The sequence below is a fragment of the Chitinimonas sp. BJYL2 genome, assembly GCF_027257935.1.
Lineage (GTDB): Bacteria > Pseudomonadota > Gammaproteobacteria > Burkholderiales > Chitinimonadaceae > Chitinimonas.
In genome coordinates this window covers 118,298-138,626 of the sequence record NZ_JANZKW010000003.1, presented here as the reverse complement: position 1 = coordinate 138,626, position 20,329 = coordinate 118,298, and the positions used below count along the sequence as shown (strand labels likewise).

17 protein-coding genes are annotated in these 20,329 nt (G+C 61.8%); 13 read left to right on the top strand and 4 right to left on the bottom strand.

Translation table 11 applies throughout. The features are described from left to right. The first annotated feature begins 9 nt into the window (after positions 1-9). From O9X62_RS10465 to O9X62_RS10415, 11 genes are all read left to right on the top strand, one after another. Entirely contained in the window at positions 10-441 is a 432-nt protein-coding gene (locus O9X62_RS10465; protein ID WP_269532796.1) for a ribonuclease domain-containing protein, read from the top strand. Beyond that, positions 432-704: a barstar family protein gene (locus O9X62_RS10460; protein WP_269532795.1), complete on the top strand. Its 273-nt coding sequence runs from the start codon at positions 432-434 to the stop codon at positions 702-704. Before O9X62_RS10465 ends, O9X62_RS10460 begins: the two co-directional genes overlap by 10 nt. Before the next feature lie 22 nt (positions 705-726). Continuing rightward, on the top strand, positions 727-1,740 hold the full coding sequence (tsaD, locus tag O9X62_RS10455) for a tRNA (adenosine(37)-N6)-threonylcarbamoyltransferase complex transferase subunit TsaD (RefSeq protein WP_269532794.1): 1,014 nt from the start codon (positions 727-729) through the stop codon (positions 1,738-1,740). Positions 1,741-1,909: 169 nt separating this feature from the next. Beyond that, positions 1,910-3,847 carry an adenylate/guanylate cyclase domain-containing protein gene (locus tag O9X62_RS10450; protein ID WP_269532793.1) on the top strand — a complete coding sequence of 646 codons (1,938 nt, stop codon included), beginning with the start codon at positions 1,910-1,912 and terminating at the stop codon, positions 3,845-3,847. A gap of 3 nt (positions 3,848-3,850) precedes the next feature. Next, complete coding sequence (locus O9X62_RS10445; RefSeq protein WP_269532791.1) at positions 3,851-4,519, top strand: hypothetical protein; 669 nt, start codon at positions 3,851-3,853, stop codon at positions 4,517-4,519. A 7-nt stretch (positions 4,520-4,526) separates the two neighbouring features. Then, a complete protein-coding gene (locus tag O9X62_RS10440; RefSeq protein ID WP_269532789.1) occupies positions 4,527-6,008 on the top strand; it encodes a caspase family protein in 1,482 nt (493 codons plus the stop codon). A 99-nt stretch (positions 6,009-6,107) separates the two neighbouring features. Beyond that, a complete protein-coding gene (locus O9X62_RS10435) occupies positions 6,108-8,039 on the top strand; it encodes a hypothetical protein (protein WP_269532788.1) in 1,932 nt (643 codons plus the stop codon). Positions 8,040-8,062: 23 nt separating this feature from the next. Then, positions 8,063-9,298, top strand: coding sequence for a hypothetical protein (locus tag O9X62_RS10430; protein ID WP_269532787.1), 1,236 nt, complete (start codon positions 8,063-8,065; stop codon positions 9,296-9,298). A gap of 33 nt (positions 9,299-9,331) precedes the next feature. Next, the gene (locus tag O9X62_RS10425; protein ID WP_269532786.1) at positions 9,332-10,981 is read left to right on the top strand and encodes a hypothetical protein; all 1,650 of its coding nucleotides are present in this window, start codon (positions 9,332-9,334) and stop codon (positions 10,979-10,981) included. Between the two features lie 182 nt (positions 10,982-11,163). After that, positions 11,164-11,817: a hypothetical protein gene (locus tag O9X62_RS10420; RefSeq protein ID WP_269532784.1), complete on the top strand. Its 654-nt coding sequence runs from the start codon at positions 11,164-11,166 to the stop codon at positions 11,815-11,817. 70 nt (positions 11,818-11,887) lie between these two features. Further along, a complete protein-coding gene (locus O9X62_RS10415) occupies positions 11,888-14,305 on the top strand; it encodes a CHAT domain-containing protein (RefSeq protein ID WP_269532783.1) in 2,418 nt (805 codons plus the stop codon). Here O9X62_RS10415 and O9X62_RS10410 read toward each other — a convergent pair. Together O9X62_RS10410 and O9X62_RS10405 are read right to left on the bottom strand one after the other, a co-directional pair. Further along, positions 14,302-14,586 carry a hypothetical protein gene (locus O9X62_RS10410; protein WP_269532782.1) on the bottom strand — a complete coding sequence of 95 codons (285 nt, stop codon included), beginning with the start codon at positions 14,584-14,586 and terminating at the stop codon, positions 14,302-14,304. The genes O9X62_RS10415 and O9X62_RS10410 overlap by 4 nt on opposite strands. A 13-nt stretch (positions 14,587-14,599) precedes the next feature. After that, positions 14,600-15,535, bottom strand: a complete 936-nt coding sequence (locus O9X62_RS10405; RefSeq protein WP_269532781.1) for a CobD/CbiB family protein — start codon at positions 15,533-15,535, stop codon at positions 14,600-14,602. Between the two features lie 212 nt (positions 15,536-15,747). On the opposite strand from O9X62_RS10405, the gene O9X62_RS10400 reads away from it, so the two are divergent. Together O9X62_RS10400 and O9X62_RS10395 are read left to right on the top strand one after the other, a co-directional pair. Next, on the top strand, positions 15,748-16,338 hold the full coding sequence (locus O9X62_RS10400) for a superoxide dismutase (protein WP_269532780.1): 591 nt from the start codon (positions 15,748-15,750) through the stop codon (positions 16,336-16,338). Positions 16,339-16,493: 155 nt separating this feature from the next. Then, the gene (locus O9X62_RS10395) at positions 16,494-17,006 is read left to right on the top strand and encodes a hypothetical protein (RefSeq protein ID WP_269532779.1); all 513 of its coding nucleotides are present in this window, start codon (positions 16,494-16,496) and stop codon (positions 17,004-17,006) included. A gap of 16 nt (positions 17,007-17,022) precedes the next feature. On the opposite strand, the gene O9X62_RS10390 is transcribed toward O9X62_RS10395, so the two are convergent. Both O9X62_RS10390 and O9X62_RS10385 read right to left on the bottom strand, forming a co-directional pair. Continuing rightward, complete coding sequence (locus O9X62_RS10390; protein WP_269532778.1) at positions 17,023-17,781, bottom strand: hypothetical protein; 759 nt, start codon at positions 17,779-17,781, stop codon at positions 17,023-17,025. 264 nt (positions 17,782-18,045) lie between these two features. After that, complete coding sequence (locus O9X62_RS10385; protein WP_269532777.1) at positions 18,046-20,217, bottom strand: TonB-dependent receptor; 2,172 nt, start codon at positions 20,215-20,217, stop codon at positions 18,046-18,048. Positions 20,218-20,329: the final 112 nt, after the last annotated feature.

Here is a 20,329-nt window from a genome sequence, read left to right as displayed (position 1 = left end):
CCAGCCACCATGCGCTCCTTCCTTGCCCTGATGCTTTCCCTCTCCACACTGCTGGTCAGTGCGGCAGATTGCACCAGCGTGGCGCAACAACTTGATCGCCAGCTGGGCGGTAAGCGGCTCAATACCAGGGAACTGGCCGCCACCCTGAGTCACCTCAACCAGCAGGGTAAACTGCCCGGACACTATGTCACCAAGCGCGAGGCCCGCGAGCTGGGCTGGCAGCCCGGCCGCCCTTTGCCCGCGGGCAAGCATATCGGCGGAGACCGCTTCCGCAATTTTGAACGCCGTCTACCGCAAGGCGACTGGCGCGAAGCCGATCTGGATTATCGCGGCGGCAAACGCAATGCCAAGCGGCTGGTATTTGAGCCAAGCAAGGATGGCCGGCGCTATGTCACCATCGATCACTACGAACGTTTTACCGAGGTACCCGCATGTCGCTGACCCGCATTGAATTCGTCAACGTCAACTGTGTCGATGATTTCTACGACCAGCTCGAAGGCCAGCTCGAACTCGACGAACCGCTGGCACGCAATCTCGATGCGGTCTACGACCTGCTGTCCACCGACCTGCCCGGCCCGGCCGAGCTGGTCTGGTATGAAGCCGCGTTTTCCAAGGTAGCGCTGGGTGACTGGTACCCGCGTATCGTCGATGTGCTCAACACCGCCTCGAACGACCGCAACGATTTGCGCGTCAGCTTTGATTGATCGCCAGCCTACAGGCAAACCCATGCTCGTCCTCGGCCTCGAATCCTCCTGCGATGAAACCGGTGTCGCCCTCTATGACACTGATGCCGGCTTGCTTGCGCATCATCTGCATACCCAGATGGCCATGCATGCGGAGTACGGCGGTGTAGTGCCCGAGCTGGCCTCACGGGATCATATCCGCCGCATCCTGCCGCTGACCGAAGCCTGTCTGCGCGAAGCCGGCAAGACCCGCGCCGATATCGATGCGATTGCGTTTACCGAGGGCCCCGGTCTGGCCGGGGCGCTGCTGACGGCCGCCGCCGTGGCCAACGGCATGGGCGTGGCCTTGGGCAAACCGGTGATTGGCGTACATCACCTTGAAGGCCACCTGCTCTCGCCCTTGCTGGCCGACCCGGCACCAGCCTTTCCCTTTGTGGCCTTGCTAGTCTCGGGCGGCCATACCCAACTGATGGCCGTGCGCGGCGTGGGGGATTACGAACTGCTCGGCGAAACGCTGGATGACGCCGCTGGCGAAGCGTTTGATAAAACCGCGAAACTGCTTGGGCTGGGCTACCCCGGCGGCCCGGCACTCTCAAAGCTTGCCGATCAGGGCGATGCCAACCGCTTCACCCTGCCACGCCCCATGCTGCACTCCGGCGATCTGGATTTCAGCTTTGCCGGCCTCAAGACAGCCGTTCTGACCCTGACCCGCAAGCACGAACCACTGGACGAGCCTACGCGCGCGGATATCTGTGCGGCATTCCAGGCTGCGCTGGTGGAGGTGCTCAGCAAGAAGTGTCTGGCCGCGCTCAAGCAAACAGGGCTGAACCAGCTGGTCGTGGCGGGCGGCGTCGGCGCAAACCGGCAGCTGCGCGAGGCGCTGGATACCCTGGCGGCACGACGACGCTTCAAGGTCTACTACCCGCCACTGGCGCTCTGCACCGACAACGGCGCGATGATTGCCTTTGCCGGGGCGCAGCGTTTACAGCACCTGCGCCAGGCCGGGCCTTTTGCGGTGAGGCCACGTTGGGATCTGGCCAGCCTCGCCAAAGCCTGAGTGCCATAAAGACTCATCCTTAGGGCTGATAACGCCTCAACCGAAGGCGGAGTTTTATATTCCCCTGCGCTCGCTATAGTGAATTTCACTCAGGCACCAAGGGAGCGTGCGAGGGGTTGCGTCAGCAGCGCTGCAAACTGCACCGGCCGTCTCGCCACCGTACGCCGACATGGCTATTTACGGTTTACTGGCTGTTCCATCATTGTCATTGCGCCAGCGCAGAGGCCTACGCTACCTGTTGCTGGTGGCGCTTGCGGCACTGCTGCTGGCCGAGGTCTCGCACCGGGTCGGGGCGCTGCAGCGTATCGACGATACCTATACCGATCTCTGGTACCGGCTGGCCGGTCAGCGTGATGCCCCGCGGCATACTGCGCTGGTCCTGATCGACAACGCGTCGCTGGCGCGCTTCCCCGATGACCCGCTGGTGTTCTGGTCGCCGCAGATCGCGGCTGCACTCACCACGCTGCGCGAAGTCGGCGCACGCACGATCGCGCTCGACATCCTGTTCGGCATCTCACCAGAGCGCTGGCTACGGAAGATGTCGATTGCCGATCCAGAGCCTGCACGCGATTTCGACCGCGGCTTCCGCCAGGAGGTCAGCAAGGGCACCACCATTCTTGCCGGCATGTCGGTCGGCCGCGATACGCGTAGCGGGCATGATGTGCTGGAGCTACCCCTGCCCGAAGTACTGCTGGCCATACCGGACCTCGACGTCCAAGGCTATGTGGGGCTGGCCAATCTGGCACGTGATGACGATGGAGTCGTGCGCCACTTCCGCGCCCAGCCCGATCTCGATCCAGCCCCCGACCAACGTGGCGTGCGGCCTTATCTCTCGCTGGCCGCACTGGCAGCCATTCACGCCAGTGGCAAATCCTCCCATGCAGCCAGCTGGCAGCTCGGCCAGCGCACGGTGAGCGCGGCCGATCCCGCCGCCAGGATCCGCTTTATCGGCCCACCCGGTACTTACCGACCGCTGTCCATCGCCCGGCTGCTCGCACCCGGCGCATTTGCCGATCCGGAGGTGCAGGCCCTCAAGGGCAAGGTGGTGGTGCTGGGTGGTGGTTTCTCGGGCATGCAGGACTTTCACTTCACGCCCTATTCCGTGGGCCTGTTCGACGCCGGCAACCTGATGATGGGGCCGGAATTGCAGGCCAACATCATCGAAACCCTGATGTCCGGCCAACGCGATGTAGCACTGCAGGACAGCACCCGTCTGCTCTGGTTCATTGCCTTTCTGCTGCCCGCCTGCCTGCTGTTCTGGCGCTACTGGGGCTGGCCCATGTTTGCCGCCGGGGCAGGCAGCCTGCTGCTGCCCCCGGTGGGCGCTTGGTTGCTATTTGCCGATGGCACCATCGCGCCGGTCGCCAGCCTGCAACTGGCCCTGTTTGTGGCTTGGCTCGGCGCGCTCGCGCTACGCCTGAGACTGGAGCGGCGTGAGCGTGAGTTCGCCCGTAGCGCCTTTGCCCGTTACCTCTCGCCGCAGATCGTGGAAACCATGCTGCAGCGTGATGAGCTGCCCATGCTGGGCGGAACGCGCGCCGTAGCCACCGTACTGTTTGCCGATATCCGCGATTTCACCACGCTGTCCGAACAGCTCACACCCGAGGAAGTGGTCGAGCTGCTGAACTACTACTTCGACCGTGCCGTGGTGCCCCTGATGGCCGAGGGCGGCACCATCGACAAGTTCATTGGCGACGCCATCATGGCTGAATTCGGTATCCCCGTATCGCACCCGGACCATGCCCGCCGCGCACTCCGTGCTGCCATGGGCTTGGGCAAGGCAGCGGATGATGTCGCGGCTTGGGCAGCCAAACGCTTTCCTCACATGGCGCCTTTCCGCATCGGCATCGGCATTCATAGCGGCCCCGTCGTGGCCGGCAATATCGGCTCCCAACACAAGCTCGATTACACGGTGATCGGCGACACGGTGAACACTGCCAGTCGTCTGGAAAGCCATACCAAGGCCATGGGTGTGCGGTGCGTGATGAGCCGCGCCACCCTGGATCAGGCCGGCGCCGGGGTACTGACGGGCGCGCGCGAAGTGGTACAGGTAAAAGGTCGTGAAGCGTCTATAGAGATTATTGAACTGCTTGGCATAGAGGGTTAGAAAATGAAGAAATCGATATTGACTCAGGGTGTTGCGGTTCAGGGTCTGATCGCACTTTTACTGGTTCCCGCCAGCCTGACGACACATGCCGCAGAAAGCGCCGAAAAAGCCATTCTGGTGACCCAGGCAGAAGGCGATGTCCAACTGGGTGGCAAGCAGAAAGGCAAGCGGCTGGAGGCCTTCTCGCAGTTGTACCTGGGCGACAGGCTGGATCTGGGCAAAGGGGCCCGACTGCAAATCGCGTGGACTGGCAGCGGCAGGCAGGAGACCTGGCAAGGGCCGGTGAGCCTGCAGATCAAGGCCGAATCGGCCAGCAGCCAGCCAGCCACCGTGACGCCGCAGGTCAAACAGTTGCCCGCCGTGATCCGGCAAGCTCTGCTCAAAACCCCGGCGGTAGTCTCCGAGGTCAAGCAATTGTCGGGTGTGCTGTATATCCGCAGCGGCACGCTGGCCGAGGCGCTCAGCGACGCGCGAAACAATTACGCCATGCTGCGCAAGGATGCGCCCGAGTCGGACCTGACACCGGAAATCTACCTGTTCACGCGGCTGGTCGAGCTGCGCCAGTATCAGGAGGCGCGCAAGGTGCTTGAGGATGCCAAGGCCAAACAGCCCGGCAATGCCGAGATCGCCGCCATGGCAAACCAGTTGAACGCCCAGCTTGGCGACGAGTGAGCACGCCATGCGCGCACTGAGCCAGTCCCTACGCGTGCTGCTGCTGTCCGCCCCCTTGGCCTGCGTGGCAGCCAACCACGCACTGATCATGACCATCGGCAAATACAGTGGTGATGTCCCGCCGCTATACGGGACCAAGCACGACATCCCCAAAGCACAGGAAATTGCGCGCAAGTTGGGCGTCGCGGAAGAGAACATCACCACCCTGCGTGATGCCGATCTCAGCGTTGCCGGCATGCGCAGTGCGTTTGCGGCGCTTGGAGCACGGTTGGCGCCCGGTGATCAGGTGTTCATCTACTACTCGGGCCACGGTGGCCGCATCAAGCAGGCCGAGCCACTCAACCGCTGTGCCGAGGGTTTGATCGCGTACGATGGCAGCATGCTGATGGATACCGAGCTGGTCGATGTCCTCAATGGTCTGGGGCAGCGCGCCAGCAAGGTGATCTTCATGCTGGATGCCTGCCACTCCGGCGGCGTCACCACCCGGTCGCTGCGTGACGATGATCTGGCCGGTATCGTCCCCAAGTTCTATACACCCAAATCTGCCGACGCCAGTTGCGAACGACCCACCAATCTGCTCACCCGCAGCATCAAACAGGGCGCAGAAACCACTGGTAGCGGCGGACAGAACTTCGTCCATATTGCCGCTGCGCGCGATAACGAGGTGTCGTTTGATCACCCCAAAGAAGGCGGGCTGGTCACGTCGGCTTGGCTGGCCTGTCTTAACGACGATGCCCAAGCCGATACCGACCAGAGCGGTGCCCTCTCGGTCGAAGAGGTCCGGCAGTGCGCACAAAACCGGCTCGACCAGCGACTCGCCAACGCCAAGGATCTGCGCCCCAGCCACGTCACCATTACCGGCAATCCCTATGCCGTGTTCTCACTGCCCCGTGCGCCCAAGCCAGCCACGAGCCAAGCCACGAGCACCGCAAGCGCAAAGCCGGCCATCAACGCCAGCGGGGTACTGGCCGATCTTTATGCGAGTCGCGACGATAGACGCACCGTCACCCTCACCGCCAGCAAGCAGCGCATGCGCATCGGTGTGGATACCCTGGATCTGCGGCTTGAGAGTTCCAGTCCCGGTTATGCCTATCTGCTGATGGTGGGGACCGACGGCAAGACCTTCGATCTGCTCTATCCGAACGCACTCGACAAGGACAACTACCTGCCAGCCGGCAAAACGCTGGCCATCCCCGGCCCGCAGTGGGAACTGGTTGCTCAGGGCCCGCCCGGCAGCAACCAGTTGATCGCGCTGGTTTCAGACATCCCGCGCGATTTCAGCAAGCTGGGCATGCAGGCCGCAGGACCGTTCTCGCTGCTGAATATCAACCTGCAAAACAACCAGGCCCTGCAAGCCAGCGCCATGCAGCCAGTACTGGACCGCGAATGCGGCAAACCCGCCGAGAAGCGCTCACTGGCAATCAAGGCCAAAAACGCGTGCTCCACCGCTTATGGCGCGGCGCTACTGCGGATAGAAGAAGTGCACTGAAGCGCACCGATCCGTAAGCCATCAGGGAAAGGCGCCCCTCGTCTGGGCGCCCCAAGGGAAACAAACAGGGCCCGTGCCCTGTGTGATAAGGGGATAACCATGTTGCGGCAAACCTGCCTGTCACTCTCCTGCCTGGCGGCCTTGGCCAGCTTGAGTGGCTGTAATCCGGAAACCTTTACCTTTACCCCCGCCGAGCCAAAAACCGTGGGCTTCGTCAATACGATCCAGGGGGCAAAGGTCTGGCATGACCTCAACGATAACTATATCGCCGACACCGGCGAACCCCAGGCAAGTACCGACGCCGAAGGCCGCTATGTGCTGCCGCAACTCGACAGCGCGCAACTTGCCGCCCATCCCCTGCTGGCCTGGGTACCCGCAGGCGCAAAGAATGTGGACACGAACGGCACCGTGGCCAAAGGCTACTTCCTGCGCGCCTTGCCGGGTGACGCCAGCATCATCAACCCCATTACCACCGTTGCCGGTGAGGTACATAGACTGTACCCCGCGCACACAACCAATGAGCGGACGATCTTTGCACGAGCAATCGTTGGCGTGCTGCGCGATTACCCGCTGAATACCAACTACTCCAAAGACACCGTCGCGACAACACAGGCACAGAGCGCGCATCTGAAGAAACTGGCCGACAGGCTGGTTGTGCGTTGGGGTGCTGACTTCGAAGCCGCCACCAGCGTAGTCCAAGGCGCCCCCAAACTTGCCGCACTGGGTGTATGGGGTGCCAACTTCTACTGGATGCCGCACTTCATGTGGGCCGCCCAGTACGAGACCGATGCGACCAAGCTGCTGTATCGACCGCTGATCAATCCGGCGGTACTTGCTGCAAACCGCAATTTCTTTGCATTACCGCGCACTGATGTTTCCAACTTCCAGCTTTACAGCGAGGGCGTGGGTCAAGCCATTGTCGACAGCAGCTTTATGCAAGCAGCTTTCCGCAAGCTAGCAGGGCCCGATGCAAATGGCCTTTACTCATTATTCCGCCCTGGGTATCAAGTGTGGAATCCTTCGACGCGAACCTTCGGCACACCCAACCCCATTGCGCTTTGCTACACCAGTGCCCAGTCTGCCGGCATCCTGCCCGGATCGGAGGGCTTCCATGGTGGCGAAAGCGCTTGGGTAACGCCCATCGCACGGACCAGTGTCGATGCAAACAACTGCCTGCATTCCGCCAGCTTTGATTCTGCCAATCACTTGCGTGTCAGCTACTACAGCAATACAGGCTGGCAATCCTCCTCCCGCCGTCTGCATGCCTTAGTACTCAACGGGCTAGCCATTTCCGCCAGTGGCGATAGCAACTTTGGCATCAACGATCCACGCGCATTCCCGTTCCGCGCATCGGTCAGCTCCCCCTATCCGAACGGACGCGATGGTGTTTATGACGCCCAGGCACTGGCACTGGAACAAAGCTTCAACAACATCGGGGAAAACTACAGTGCGGGTGGTACGCGGGTGTATTTCACTTCGGGTACCTACGGCAACCCTCCCGAACAAATCCGCGTCACAGATGACCGGCGTTATGTCGGTATCACGAGTTTGCAGCAGCTACTGAGCAGCTACCCGGCCAGTGGTAGCACTTATTACACCGTGGAAAGCACCCAGACCTGCAGTAACTCTCAGGGACCCGTTGCCTGTCCGGCCGAAGTCACCCTACTTAACGGCACAGTCCGCTACAAGTTCGGGGCTGGTACGAACAGCGGTGACCTGATCGTCCAGATACGCAATCTCTCCGGGGTGTGGCAAGACGCAAGGACAGGCCGCTGGTCGATCAGCAGCGTAGGTGGCCGAAACGTCATGATTTTCGACCGCCCCCCTGACAGTTCCTATGAACCCACGGTGAACTGGGAGTCCGATCTCGGGCTGATACAGAACCTGGGCAGTTACTCGCTGGCAGCTGCGGTAGAACTCAACGGCAGTGTCGTAGCCGGCAGCTATAACCCGCCAGATGTCCCGACCGGTCAAGTCGCCTTCTGGCTCTATAACAATGCCGCTATCGGCAATATGACGAATCTTTACTGATCGGCCACACTCAGGAGAACCCCATGATCCGCCGCGCACTAGCACTCAGCCTGATGCTGTTGTTTTCCGCCCCTCAGGCGGCCGAGCTGTTCACCCTCGATTTCACCGTTAACGGCGAAAAGAAAACCCGCAACTACGATACGGCCAATGCCACCTTCAAAGGCACCAGTGAAGATTTCATCAAGCTCGATTTCCCCAACTACAACCCCTATAGCGATGCAGTAAGCATCCAGCTTGGGTATCTGGGCGTGGGCGCGCTGCTGGACTTTGCACAGAACTCCACCGATCTGCGCTTGCAGATTCCGTCTCTGGGTATCGACAAAACCTTCACAGGCCCCACACGGGATGATGCGGTGCTTGCCATGCAGGCATTCTTTACCAGCAATGGCAGCGAAGAGTTGAACCGGGTGCTTGCCGCGATCAATGCCTCCAGCCCGGTTGCGGCGCAACCGCAGCTGATCCAGCAACAGACCAATTCGGCTTTCGATGACAGCCTGTCGAGCCAGAGCTTTGTGGCGCCTTCCGGTGGAGACAGCAAGAGCAGCTCGGGCGGCGATGGCGCCGCGTCGGCAGCGGCATTCAACAGCACCGGGCTGGGTCTTGCCTTTGGCAACATCAAGTACGGCGAATTCCGTACCAAGAGCCTGACCGTACCGCTGAGCTACACCATCCGCAACGAGCTTGATCCAAGGCGCCAGCTCGTGCTCTCGCTACCGGTCACCCAAACCAGCGTCAATACTGCCAAGACCTGGTCGGTCACTCCGGGGATCAGTTACAGCTGGCCCATGAACGAGCGCTGGACCCTGATTCCCTCGCTCAAGTACGGCATTACCTACTCCAAGGATCTGAATCAGGCCGGGCAGGTCTTGTCCGGCGCGCTCACCAGTACCTATGCCGTATCAATGAGCGATAGCCATGTGCTCGTCATCGCCAATATGTACGGACGCTCCAACTCGCTGAAGTTCGAGGCCAATGACGTCGAGGTGGACGCGAACCTCAAGCTCAACGCGTTCCGCAATGGCGTGATGTATTCGCAACCCGTGAACCTGTGGGGCAAGAATCTGGCCGTTGAATACACGCTCATCAATACCGTGTTTACCGGCAGTGAAGTCTTTGTGAAGCGCTACAACGAGGTTGGCGTCACGATCGGTACCAACCGCAAGGCCCGCACCAGCCGCGATTACATCCGCGGCGGCATCCGCTATACGTTCTCCAGTGAGGCCAAGGGGGCGACCTTCAACTTTGGCTACTGGTTCTGAACGCGACAGGCACACATAGGAAGAGGAGTCATCATGTCGATCTACAAAACTGCCACCCTGATGGCAGGTGTCCTGTCGCTGGCTGCCTGCCAGGTCGAATTCACGGCCCCTGCCAACACCCCGACGCCGTTGAATCTGGCCGCCAACGATTTCAGCACCATACACAAGAACAACGGCATCGAATTGCTGCAGGCCATGTTGCAGATGGGTCCGGGCGATCAGAGCCGCGTCAACTTCAATTCCGCCACCTACACCGGCGGTAGCGTGATCGACTCCCCGAACCTGACGCTGGGCCAGATGGTGTCCGTCACCTGTAATGGCACACCGGCCGGCCGGGAGATCTCGATCGATGGTGGCACGATAGGCGTGCTCGGACCGGGCGACGAAGAGCGGCTGCTGCTCTCCAACTGCAATGTCGGTAACGGCTGGCTGGCTGATGTGTTCAGCAGCGATATCCGCAATGCCGATAACACCACGACGACCTACACCGAGATGGTGACCTATGCCAACAGCGCTCATACCGTGGTGCGGGCGATCCACGGCGGTGGCTTTGTCGGACCGGCAGGCGGCAATGTCAGCGGCACCATGCAGGTCAACGGCGTCACCTATGGTGTCATCACCAACCTGACCGTGCCGACCTATGCCGATGACAGCCAGCTCCCCCCCGCCTGGAGCCTGACGGGTAGCTGGCGCGGCTTGCCGGTGAGTCTTTCCGTTGCCCAGTCCGGCAGCAACCATGTCTACACCCTGACCACCTCTGCCGACAGCAGCAAGCTGGTTGCCAGTGTGCCTGCAGGTGACAACACCTCGTTCTCGATCCAGGTCACCGACAGAACCAATGTGGTGAGTACCCTGCCCGCGACCAAGGCGCAACTGATCACCACCGCGCTGAGTGCACCGTCCACTTCCACACCCACTGGCGTACAGTTCGACACGATCAGCACCGCCAATGCGCTGGAACTGGTTCAGGGCGCCATGTTCGGTACCCGTATCGATCTCTTCCAGACCACCTTCGGCTGGTCCAGCTATACCGGTCCGACCAGTGTTTCCTATGTCGACCCTCCGCTGGGACAGAGCACAACCATCAATTGCAATGGCAGCGGTGGTGGCTTTGCCGTCACGGTGGACAACGGTGCCGCTGGTACGCTGGACCCGGGTGACATCTCCTTGCTGTCTTTCTCTGGTTGCAATACCGGCGGGGGCTGGAGTCTGAACGGCCGGCAGATCGAGTTCCTGCTCTCGGGGAACTGGGACAATGGCAACTCGGTATTCACAAACGCGCTGACCTACACCAATGGCGCTCAAACGGCTGTGACCCGTCAGAACCTGGTCGCGGCATTCAGCAACGCGTTGCTTACTGCCAGTCCCGGTGCCACTTTGGTGACCCTGAACAACAAGCCTTACGGCATGAGTACCCGGCTGACCTTCAGCGAACCATCGACCGATGCGCTGAGCTGGTCGGGCAGCTTTACCTGGCGTGGACTGGTGATGCAGCTATCGGGTGGCGAGGACGCCAGCGGCAATCTAGCCATGACGCTGACCGCCCGAGACAACTCGAGATTGTCCGCGCAGTGGACTTCCAGTTCCGCATCGCTGACCGTCACCGACAAGAATGGCGTGCAAACCACCCTGAATTACCCCACGAGTGATGCCGAGATATTCATCAAGGCTTTCAACCCCTGATGTAACGCTGGCAAGCCCAAGCACAAGCCGCCGCTACCGAACGGCCAACCCGGTCCGGTAGCGGCAAAATCGCCCAAACCTGCCATCATGTCCGGCTTTGTCTCTCACTTCGCATCCTCACGCCGCCTTGTAAGCCTAGTGATCCAAACCGGCAGGATGCTATTTGTTCAGGAACCTATCTCATGAAACCCCTCGCGCTTCCCCTTTTGCTTCTGGCCCTGGCCGCACCCGCCCATGCGCTGGGTGTCGGTGTCCGTGGCGGCACCAACGGTATCGGTGGTGATATCGGCTTTGATATCGCCCCGACCCTGCTTGGCCGCGTAGGCTATAGCGGGCTGAACCTGAGCCAGACCATCGACGACACCGATGTGCGCTATGACGGCAAGGTCAAACTCAACAATCTCAGCGCACTCGTGGACTTCTCCCCACTGGGACCCTTCCGCCTTACCGGTGGCGTGGTTTACGCCAAGAACCGCATCGGCCTGACCGGCCGCCCAACCAACGGTACCTATGAGCTCAATGGCACCCAGTACAACGCGGCCGATATCGGCTCGGTGACTGGCAGCGTCGAAGGCAAGCGCAAGCTGGCACCTTATGTCGGTGTGGGCTACGGCAATGTGTCGGGATTGGGCGTCAACTTCTATACCGATATCGGAGTCATCCTGCAGGGGGGTGGCAAGGCCGCGCTCAATGTGCAATGCGGCAGCGCCATCAGCGCCAGCCAGTGCACAAAGATCCGTCAGGACGCCGAGGCAGAACGTACCCGGCTGCAGGATGATGTCAGCAAGTTCAAGGCGTGGCCGGTGATCAGCCTGGGGCTGACAATCGGTTTCTGAGAACTCTCCGCGCTCACCGGGTTGGCCTGCCATGCCGACCCGGCAGGGGTGGAACATCGCGAGCCTCGGTATGCATGCGTATCACCGTTTTTTGCGTCATCTCGGTCTGACCACCATCCTCGGCCTGACGCTGGTCGCGGGCAGCGTCGTACAGGCCGAGGTCATCTCGGCGCACAAACAGTTTGATCTGGCGTCATCAGGCCAGTTTGACGAACTCGCCCGCCTGCTGGGTGCCGAGCCCCTCGACAAACTGCCCAAGATGGCCGATGTGCACGCGCTGTGTTTTGCCTTTGGCAAGATCAAGAAGTACGACAAGCTCGAACCCTGCCTCGATGAGATGCAGCGTCGCATCAAGATCGGCGACAAGGCCACGCGCTTTTTTGACCTCGACGATGCCACGCCGGTCATGCACGCGATCCGTGCCGAAATGAACATCGAGCTAGGCCGCTATAACGATGCCATCATCGATGCCAAGGCCATCCTCGCTTGGATCGAAAAAGAGGGTGAGGACTACAACGATCTGCGCATCCAGGCTGTCAGCGCGCTGGCCTTGGCCCATACCTGGCTGGGGCAGAAGAGCGAGGCGCAGAACTATCGCGCCAGCCTCGACAAGATCGGCACCGGGCTGATTCCGGTCGGCAATGATCTGGTCACCTCCAAATCGCTCTCGCTGGCCAAAGTCAGCATGGCGCTGGGCGATTGGCGTGGCGCTTACGATGCGCTCAAGGCCGACAAGACCTTTGCACTGAATGCCTTTATCGAGAACCTGGTCTCCGGCGCCTACCTGCGCGGGCTCGACAACTGGAAATGGCGTGCCCTGCCGCGCGCCTACATGCTCCACAAGGCAGCGTTCGAACTCGGGCTCACCGACGAAGCCCGCAGCGGGCTCGACAAACTACTGGCCACAGCAGAAACCGCCGATAACGGCGAGATCTACTGGCTGATCCTGTTCGACCGTGGCCGCCTGGCCGAAATCGACAAACAGCCCGAAGCGGCCTTCGATTTCTACGCACGCGCCATCACCGTATTCGAGCAGCAACGCGCCAGCATCAATACCGAGGCCAACAAGATCGGCTTTGTGGGCGACAAGCAGGCGGTGTACGCCCACATCATCACGGTGGCCAATCAGCTCGGTCGCACCGAGGCCGCGTTCGATTACGCCGAGCGCGCGAAATCGCGTTCGCTGGTGGATCTGCTTGCGACCAAATCCACTTTCGGCACACGCGCCAAGGCGGCAGGCAAACCGATCAGCGAGTTCATGAAAGGCTTGGAGCAGGCCGAACTGGCCGCGCAAGTGCAATCGAGTGCCGACCCGAGCCGCAGCGGTTCACGCTCGCTGGCCATCCGCCTCAAGCAGGAGCTGCGCGACACCCACCCCGATGCTGCCGCGCTGGTCACCGTATCGGCCATGCCGATCAAGGAAATCCAGTCTCTGCTCGACCCGAACGAGGTCGCCATCGAATACTTCGCCGGCAACGGCAAGCTGTTTGCCTTTGTGCTCGATCAAGCCGGGCTGCGCGTGCATACGCTTGAGGCCGGCGGACTCGACGCGCGCATCGCCGCCTTGCGCAACGCCATTGAAACCCGCAGCGATGCCGCATTCGGCGAAGCCCGGGCACTCTACGACCAGCTGATCAAGCCGCTCGAAGCCGACATCGGGGCGCGCCCGCTGCTGATCATTCCGCATGCCGGGCTGCACTACCTGCCCTTCGGCGCCCTGCACAGCGGCAGCCAGCACCTGATCGAGCGCCAGGCTTTGCGCGTGCTGCCGAATGCCAGCCTGCTGGCGCTGATGAAACGCGGCAGCAGTGGACCGCTGACCGATGGGCAGCAGGTGCTGCTGTTCGGCAACCCGGATCTAGGCGACCGCAGTCTGGCGCTTCCCAATGCCGAGAAGGAAGTCCAGCTCATCGCCGCCAGCCTGCCCGGTGCCAAGGTCTATATCGGCGCCGAGGCCACCAAGGCCGCCTTCACCAGCGAAGCGCAGAAGTATCGCTATCTGCATATCGCCTCGCATGGCAAGTTCAATCCCGACAAACCGCTGGGCTCGGCTCTGTACTTTGCCAAGGGCGCAGCACTGGACGGGCGGGTCACGGTGGATGATCTCTACAATCTCGAACTCGACGCCGATCTGGTCACGCTGTCCGCGTGCGAAACCGGCCTGTCCAAGGTGCGCCAGGGCGATGAGCTGATCGGCCTGATGCGGGGATTCGTGTATGCAGGCGCACGCACGGTGGTATCGAGCCTATGGGAAGTAGACGATGCCGCCACCGCCGAGCTGATGACGCAGTTCTATGCGGCTTTCCGCACTCACGACAAGCGTGAAGCGCTGCGGCAGGCGCAACTGGCCACCATGAAGAAATACCCGCATCCGTTCTTCTGGGCGAGTTTCTACCTGATGGGGGATGCGGGTGCCCGCCCCGCCCCGGCAGGCGTACCCAGCGCTGCCATACCTGCGGTAACCGGCAGCAACAAACTACCGGGCTAGCGCCAGCGCCGCATCTGTGCGCGGAGTGAAAACCAGAACAGGGGGAGATTGGCGAGCAGGAATAAGGCGAAGCCGGTCTCCATGCCCTCGCGGCCACCTTCACCGGCCCAACCAAAGAAGTAGACCCAGAACGAGCCAATACCCAGCAAGGCCAAGGGTTTGCACCAACCGGGCACAGGTTCTGCCGGCCGCACCGTGCGGACCGGTAGCGCGTCCTGCCAGTCGGCACGTGCGCGCAAACGGTGGCGGGGCGGCTCCTCGGGCCGGGACGGCTTGGCCATTGCAATCAGCGGACTAGAACCCGGTCAGCCGGCCCCAGTGGCCGGCAAGGGTCACCACCAGGATCAGCGCCAGCCAGAACAGCAGGCTGCGCCAGACCAGACCCACTGCACTGGCCAGCGTATTGGCGTCGGCATCTTCGCCCACACCCAGCTCTGGCCGGAAACGTACCGTATGGCCCTGATGGACGGGCATGCCCAGCCGCACGCCGATCGCCCCGGCACCCGCCGCGAGCAAGATGCCGTAGGCCGCGCTGCTCCAGCGTTCGGCCTGTTGGCGCCAGCAATGCGCCGCATCTTCAAAATCGCCCACGATGGCAAAGCTGATGGCCGTGACGCGGATGGGCAACCAGTCCACCACATAGGCAGCACGGTCGGCAAACTGGCCGAATTTTTCACCCAGGCGGCGATCACGCGCACCCCATTTGAGTTGCAGGATCGTCGTGGCGCGGTAAGCGACTGCACCGCCCGGCCCCAGCAGCACGAACCAGAACATGGGGCCGAACACATGGCGATACGCATCGATCAGGCCTTGCTCGATGGCCACACGCGCGAGTTCATTGGCGCTCATTTCACTGGCGGAATCACGCGTCCACTTGCCCACCAGAGCGCGCGCCGTATCGAGATCCTCTTCCTTGAGCGCCTCGGCCACCCCGGTAAACGCGCCGCTGAACTGGCGAAAACCCATGGTGATATAGAGCACGGCCAGACCAAACAGCCAGGCCAGCGACCAGTGCACCAGATAAAGGAGACCCCAGACGATCATGACCGCCGCTGTCGGTGTCATCACCGCGATGAACCAGCCCACCACACCGTGCTGATATTCACCGGCGTTGAAATTGCGGTCCACGGTTTCCGCCAGGCCGCTGTAGCCGCCGTAAAACAGGTTGCGGCGGCCGATGGGACGGAATTGTTCGAGCATCAGGGCGAGAACGAGGGCAAGCCAGGTCATGGAGGTATCGGGAAGTCTGCGGGGCTGACCTTGCGATAATAGCGCAAAGCGCGCTTGCAACCCTTAGCCGGCGCGCCATGACATGTCATATTCCGGGAATAACTTAGTAATTTGGTCAACATTGGCGCACCGGGCATCGCGCGCTATCATGCAGGACTCGAAATCGCTCAAGCCAGCACCTTCGTCTGGCCTTCAACCGTCTGGAGAAACCCATGGAACACAAGCTGCCCGAACTGCCGTACGCCCTTGATGGTCTCGTCCCGCACATGTCCAAAGAGACGCTGGAATACCACTACGGCAAGCATCACCAGACTTACATCACCAACCTGAACAACCTGATCAAGGGCACCGAGCACGAGAACGCCTCGCTTGAAGAAATCGTCAAGAAGGCACCGGCCGGTGGTCTGTTCAACAATGCCGCCCAAGTGTGGAACCACACCTTCTTCTGGCTGGGCTTCGCCCCGAACCCGAACAGCGAAGCCCGTGCTCCCGCTGGCAAGCTGGCTGACGCCATCAACGCCAAATGGGGTTCGTTCGACGAGTTCAAGAAGGCGTTCAATACCGCCGCTGCCGGCAACTTCGGTTCGGGCTGGACCTGGCTGGTGAAGAAGGCTGACGGCAGCCTCGACATCGTCAACACCAGTGCCGCCGGCACCCCGCTGACCACCGCCGATACCGCGCTGCTGACTGCCGACGTGTGGGAACACGCTTACTACATCGACTACCGCAACAGCCGCCCGAACTACCTCGAAGGTTTCTGGAAGCTGGTGGACTGGTCGGTCGTCGCTGCCCGTCTGGGTTAAGCGATCGGTCACGCGACACGCGTACGGCATCCGCTGCTGCCGTACCCAAAAGGCCCGGCCCTGCGCCGGGCCTTTTGTTTGACAAAGCCGACAGCATCGGCCACCACCATCACCTACGATGAGGACTAGCTCATCACTTACCGCGTGGCGGCACCTTGCCTCAGCACACTCTCAGCGCGTCGCCACCGGCTTTTCTGGATATTGAAGCGTCAGGCTTCGGATCAGCCAGCTACCCGATCGAAGTGGGTATCGTCTTGCCGGACGGCGCCAGCTACTGCTCGCTGATCCGCCCCGAACCGGACTGGCGCCACTGGGATGCCGGCGCCGAGCAGGTGCATGGCATCGACCGGGCACGCCTGTTCGCGCATGGTCGCAAGGCGGCTGAAGTGGCTACCGCACTTAACCAGCGCCTGCTGGGCCAGACTGTCTACACCGACGCTTGGTATCACGACTATGTCTGGTTGAGCCGGTTGTTCGATGCGGCAGAGCGCTCACCCTGCTTTGTGCTGCAAGACCTGCGCGTGCTACTGGATACCGCGGCGATGCAGGTCTGGGATCAAATCCAGCAACAGGTGCGCGCAGAACTACACCTCACCCGGCACCGGGCCAGCAATGACGCGCGGGTACTGCAGCAGACACTCTTGCGCGTGGTGGCAACGCACGCCTGAGGGGGTAAAGGCCTCGCTAGTCACGCGGGGTCAGCAGCACAATCTTGCGGCGCTTGGCCGGTTGGACGGCCTTGATCTCGGGACCAAACTCCTCGTCAATCAGGCGTTTCTTCAAGCCGCTTTTATCGGCCTGCAACAGTGCCTGCATCAGGATCGGCCGGAATGACTCAATGCGTGGCGACAGATAAAAGCGCATGTCACGCTCATACACGAGCAACAGGTTCTTCTCGATCGCCAGCTCTTTGTGCTCACGGGCCTCGGGGCCGATCTCATTGATGCCGCGGGGCAAATAATCCACCCCGCGCGTGCCCGACCGGACCATGGCGTACAACGAGTTCAGATTCACCGGGTGCTCGTAAACCTCCAGGCCGTTGGCACGCCAGACCTTGGCATCGAACCAGCCTCGCCCGAATCCAGCCACCAGCCCCGTACCGCGCAGCGCAGCAAGGGTATCGACACGGTCGAAGCGTGCCTGATCCTCTGGTCGAATCATCAGAACACGCTGACCAATCAGACCGTTGGTGAGATTGTTGGATAGCGCAGCAAACTGCCGGTCCCGCTCCGCAGTCTGCAAGGCAAACAGGATGGTCAGCTCGCCGCTCTTCATCATGTGCCACATCCGCGCCGGCGGGATATCTGCCACCAGCTCGATGCGTACAGGCTGACCAATCTGCTTGAGCGACTGCTCCAGCAGGCGCGTGTAGTAGCGGTGCTGCCCGCTGGGCAACTCCGGCAAACGCAGCACCAGCGTGGGCGCGGCGTGAGCCAGCAACATTGAGCACCCGATCAGCCATACCCCGATCATGCGGCATGCACGGGCAGCCCCTGCCAGCACAGGGCATCGGCGCGGCGTCTTGGGCGGCATGAAACGGAAATGAATGAGTAGCGTAATCAAGATGGGCAGCAGGCAAGTCGTCGGGATGAGAATACACGGAGATACCCCGCGCGGTGCAGCAGGCTCTCCGAGCATGACGGACGCCCCGGCCAGGGTTCATTGCGTGCCCAGCCGTCATGGTGGTCCGTGCGAGGCAAGCAGCGCTTAGTAGGCATAGCGTAGATCAAGACCGATATACCGCCGATCATCCCGCGGCACAAAACGCATCACGCCGACGCCGCTGCGGGTCAGGAAGTTCGCGTAGGACTTGTCACCAAGATTCTTCGCCAGCAACGCAGCCCGCCATCCACGTGCCGACGAGGACACGGCGACACTCGCATCGACCACGCCGTAAGCTGGCTGGATGGTGTCGGGGAACTGGCTGATGTCGTATTGCACCTTGCTTTGCCAGCGGTAATCCAAAGCAGTCTCGATGCGCCACCCGCCCGATAGCGCAACGCCGCGACCGAGCTGCAGATTGAGCTTCCAGTCGGGCGAGAAAGGCAGCGGCTTGCCATCCACATTGCAGCTGACCGCAGCGCCCGGAGGGCAGTTGAAGTGCGCCACCCGCGCCTGGATTCTGGCCAGAGCCAGATTGATCCAGCTATCCGCGCCGGGCTTGAAGCTGGCATCCAGCTCGACACCACGGGTCGTCACCTTGCCGGCATTGACCAGCCGGGTCACCACCACACCGGCAAGCAGATCGGGGAAGTTGGCCTGGAAATTGTCGTAGTCCGTCTTGAACACCGCCAGATTGGCGCGCAGGCGCTGACCCGGCGCCTGATACTTGGTGCCCAGCTCATAGCTATCGGACAGTTCCGGTTTCAGCGCCAGCGTATCCCGGTCCTGCATGTTGAAGAACACATTGAATGCCGGCCCTTTGTATCCGCGCGACCAGGTCGCATAGGCCATCCAGCGCGGCCCCAGATCTTGCTGCACGCCCAGACGACCGGATAGAGCCCGATCGCGCGTGGCACCGGTGTTGGCTACGGACGGATTGACGCCGGGCAGTGCCGTGGCCGAGCTTGAATATCGTCGGTGATGGAAATCCAGACGCTCCTCGGTCCAGCGCAAACCCGCCAGTGCGCGCGTATCTGCATGCAGATGCAGCGTCCCCTCACCGAATACGGCGGTACTGGTGTTGCGGATACCAAAACGGGCCTGACCGTAGTCGTCTTGCGGTGGTGGCCCGGCACGGCGCACATCGCGGCGATAGGTCTCGTCATCCCTGCCGTGCAGCAAGTAAAAGCCCGCCACATAGTCCAGATGCCCGCCCTTGGCCGAGGCCAGGCGCAACTCCTGGGAAACCTGTCGGTAATCCACCCGGCCATCGTCATGCTGCTGCGGCAAGCCCGGATAGGCCCGCGGCAATCGGTCGTTGTCCTGAATCTGATGACTCTGCCAGCGACGCCAGGCACTGATCGCGTTCACGGTGTGCTCCCGCCATCGTCCCTCAAGCTGGAGACTCAAGCCCTGGTGGCGATCCTCCGTGCTGGAATCCAGATCGGCATTGACCTGTCGGTTACGGGCATCGGCCACCACCGGCGCCAGTGCTGCCGCGAATGCGGGGAAGCGGGTTTCCTCGCCGCCGGGGTAGGCAATCAGACGCGTGGCCACCACGACGCCGGGCGGCGCCTCACCGCGATTGCGGGCGAGGTCGGCTGACAGATCCAGATACCAGTCGCCACCCGGCGCATAACGCAGCCGGACCCGCCCGCCGCGACGCTCGACACCATTGACGCGCCTGCCGGTGGCCAGATTGTCCAGATTGCCGCGTTGGTCAGCCGACGACACCGTCAAGCTGCCGGTGAGCGACTCACCCAAGGGGCCAGACCATCCGGCGCGTACACGTTGCTCCGGGCCATCGCCGTAGCTCGCCAGGTTGACATAGCCTTCCGGGGTCTCGCTCGGGATACGTGTCGTGATATGGATCACGCCGGCGGAGGCATTCTTGCCGAACAGGGTGCCCTGCGGTCCGCGCAATACCTCAACACGCTCGATATCCATCAGATCGAACAGGGTCTGGCCAGGCCGGCCGAATACAACCCCGTCCACCATGGTAGACACGGTCGGCTCAACACCGGGAGAGGTACTGACCGTACCCACGCCGCGGATGAACAAAGAGGTGTCCTTGCTGGATGCGTTGGTACGGAATGACGCGGCAGGCACCACCTCGACCATGGCCCCGAGATCATTGCGATTCGCCCGTTCCAGGTCCCGGCCCTTGAGTACCGTCACCGCGACGGGCACCTTCTGCAGCGGCTCCGGCCGCCGCGTCGCGCTCACCGTGACGGTATCAAGTTGCGCAGGTAAGGCCGCCTGCTCCTCGGTGGTCATGGCCGGGCTCTCGGCAGCGTTTACCGTGCTCAGGCACAACAGCAGGGCTCCTGCTCGCCAGCGAGCAGGATGAGGTGGAGAAGGTGGGCAAGGCGCCAGCACAGGCATGGGG

What these genes read in the sequence shown, in the direction of transcription:
- O9X62_RS10465 (WP_269532796.1), top strand. Translation starts at nt 10, where the DNA reads ATGCGCTCCTTCCTTGCCCTGATGCTTTCCCTCTCCACACTGCTGGTC.
- O9X62_RS10460 (WP_269532795.1), top strand. Translation starts at nt 432, where the DNA reads ATGTCGCTGACCCGCATTGAATTCGTCAACGTCAACTGTGTCGATGAT.
- tsaD (WP_269532794.1), top strand. Translation starts at nt 727, where the DNA reads ATGCTCGTCCTCGGCCTCGAATCCTCCTGCGATGAAACCGGTGTCGCC.
- O9X62_RS10450 (WP_269532793.1), top strand. Translation starts at nt 1,910, where the DNA reads ATGGCTATTTACGGTTTACTGGCTGTTCCATCATTGTCATTGCGCCAG.
- O9X62_RS10445 (WP_269532791.1), top strand. Translation starts at nt 3,851, where the DNA reads ATGAAGAAATCGATATTGACTCAGGGTGTTGCGGTTCAGGGTCTGATC.
- O9X62_RS10440 (WP_269532789.1), top strand. Translation starts at nt 4,527, where the DNA reads ATGCGCGCACTGAGCCAGTCCCTACGCGTGCTGCTGCTGTCCGCCCCC.
- O9X62_RS10435 (WP_269532788.1), top strand. Translation starts at nt 6,108, where the DNA reads ATGTTGCGGCAAACCTGCCTGTCACTCTCCTGCCTGGCGGCCTTGGCC.
- O9X62_RS10430 (WP_269532787.1), top strand. Translation starts at nt 8,063, where the DNA reads ATGATCCGCCGCGCACTAGCACTCAGCCTGATGCTGTTGTTTTCCGCC.
- O9X62_RS10425 (WP_269532786.1), top strand. Translation starts at nt 9,332, where the DNA reads ATGTCGATCTACAAAACTGCCACCCTGATGGCAGGTGTCCTGTCGCTG.
- O9X62_RS10420 (WP_269532784.1), top strand. Translation starts at nt 11,164, where the DNA reads ATGAAACCCCTCGCGCTTCCCCTTTTGCTTCTGGCCCTGGCCGCACCC.
- O9X62_RS10415 (WP_269532783.1), top strand. Translation starts at nt 11,888, where the DNA reads ATGCATGCGTATCACCGTTTTTTGCGTCATCTCGGTCTGACCACCATC.
- O9X62_RS10410 (WP_269532782.1), bottom strand. Translation starts at nt 14,586, where the DNA reads ATGGCCAAGCCGTCCCGGCCCGAGGAGCCGCCCCGCCACCGTTTGCGC.
- O9X62_RS10405 (WP_269532781.1), bottom strand. Translation starts at nt 15,535, where the DNA reads ATGACCTGGCTTGCCCTCGTTCTCGCCCTGATGCTCGAACAATTCCGT.
- O9X62_RS10400 (WP_269532780.1), top strand. Translation starts at nt 15,748, where the DNA reads ATGGAACACAAGCTGCCCGAACTGCCGTACGCCCTTGATGGTCTCGTC.
- O9X62_RS10390 (WP_269532778.1), bottom strand. Translation starts at nt 17,781, where the DNA reads ATGTTGCTGGCTCACGCCGCGCCCACGCTGGTGCTGCGTTTGCCGGAG.
- O9X62_RS10385 (WP_269532777.1), bottom strand. Translation starts at nt 20,217, where the DNA reads ATGACCACCGAGGAGCAGGCGGCCTTACCTGCGCAACTTGATACCGTC.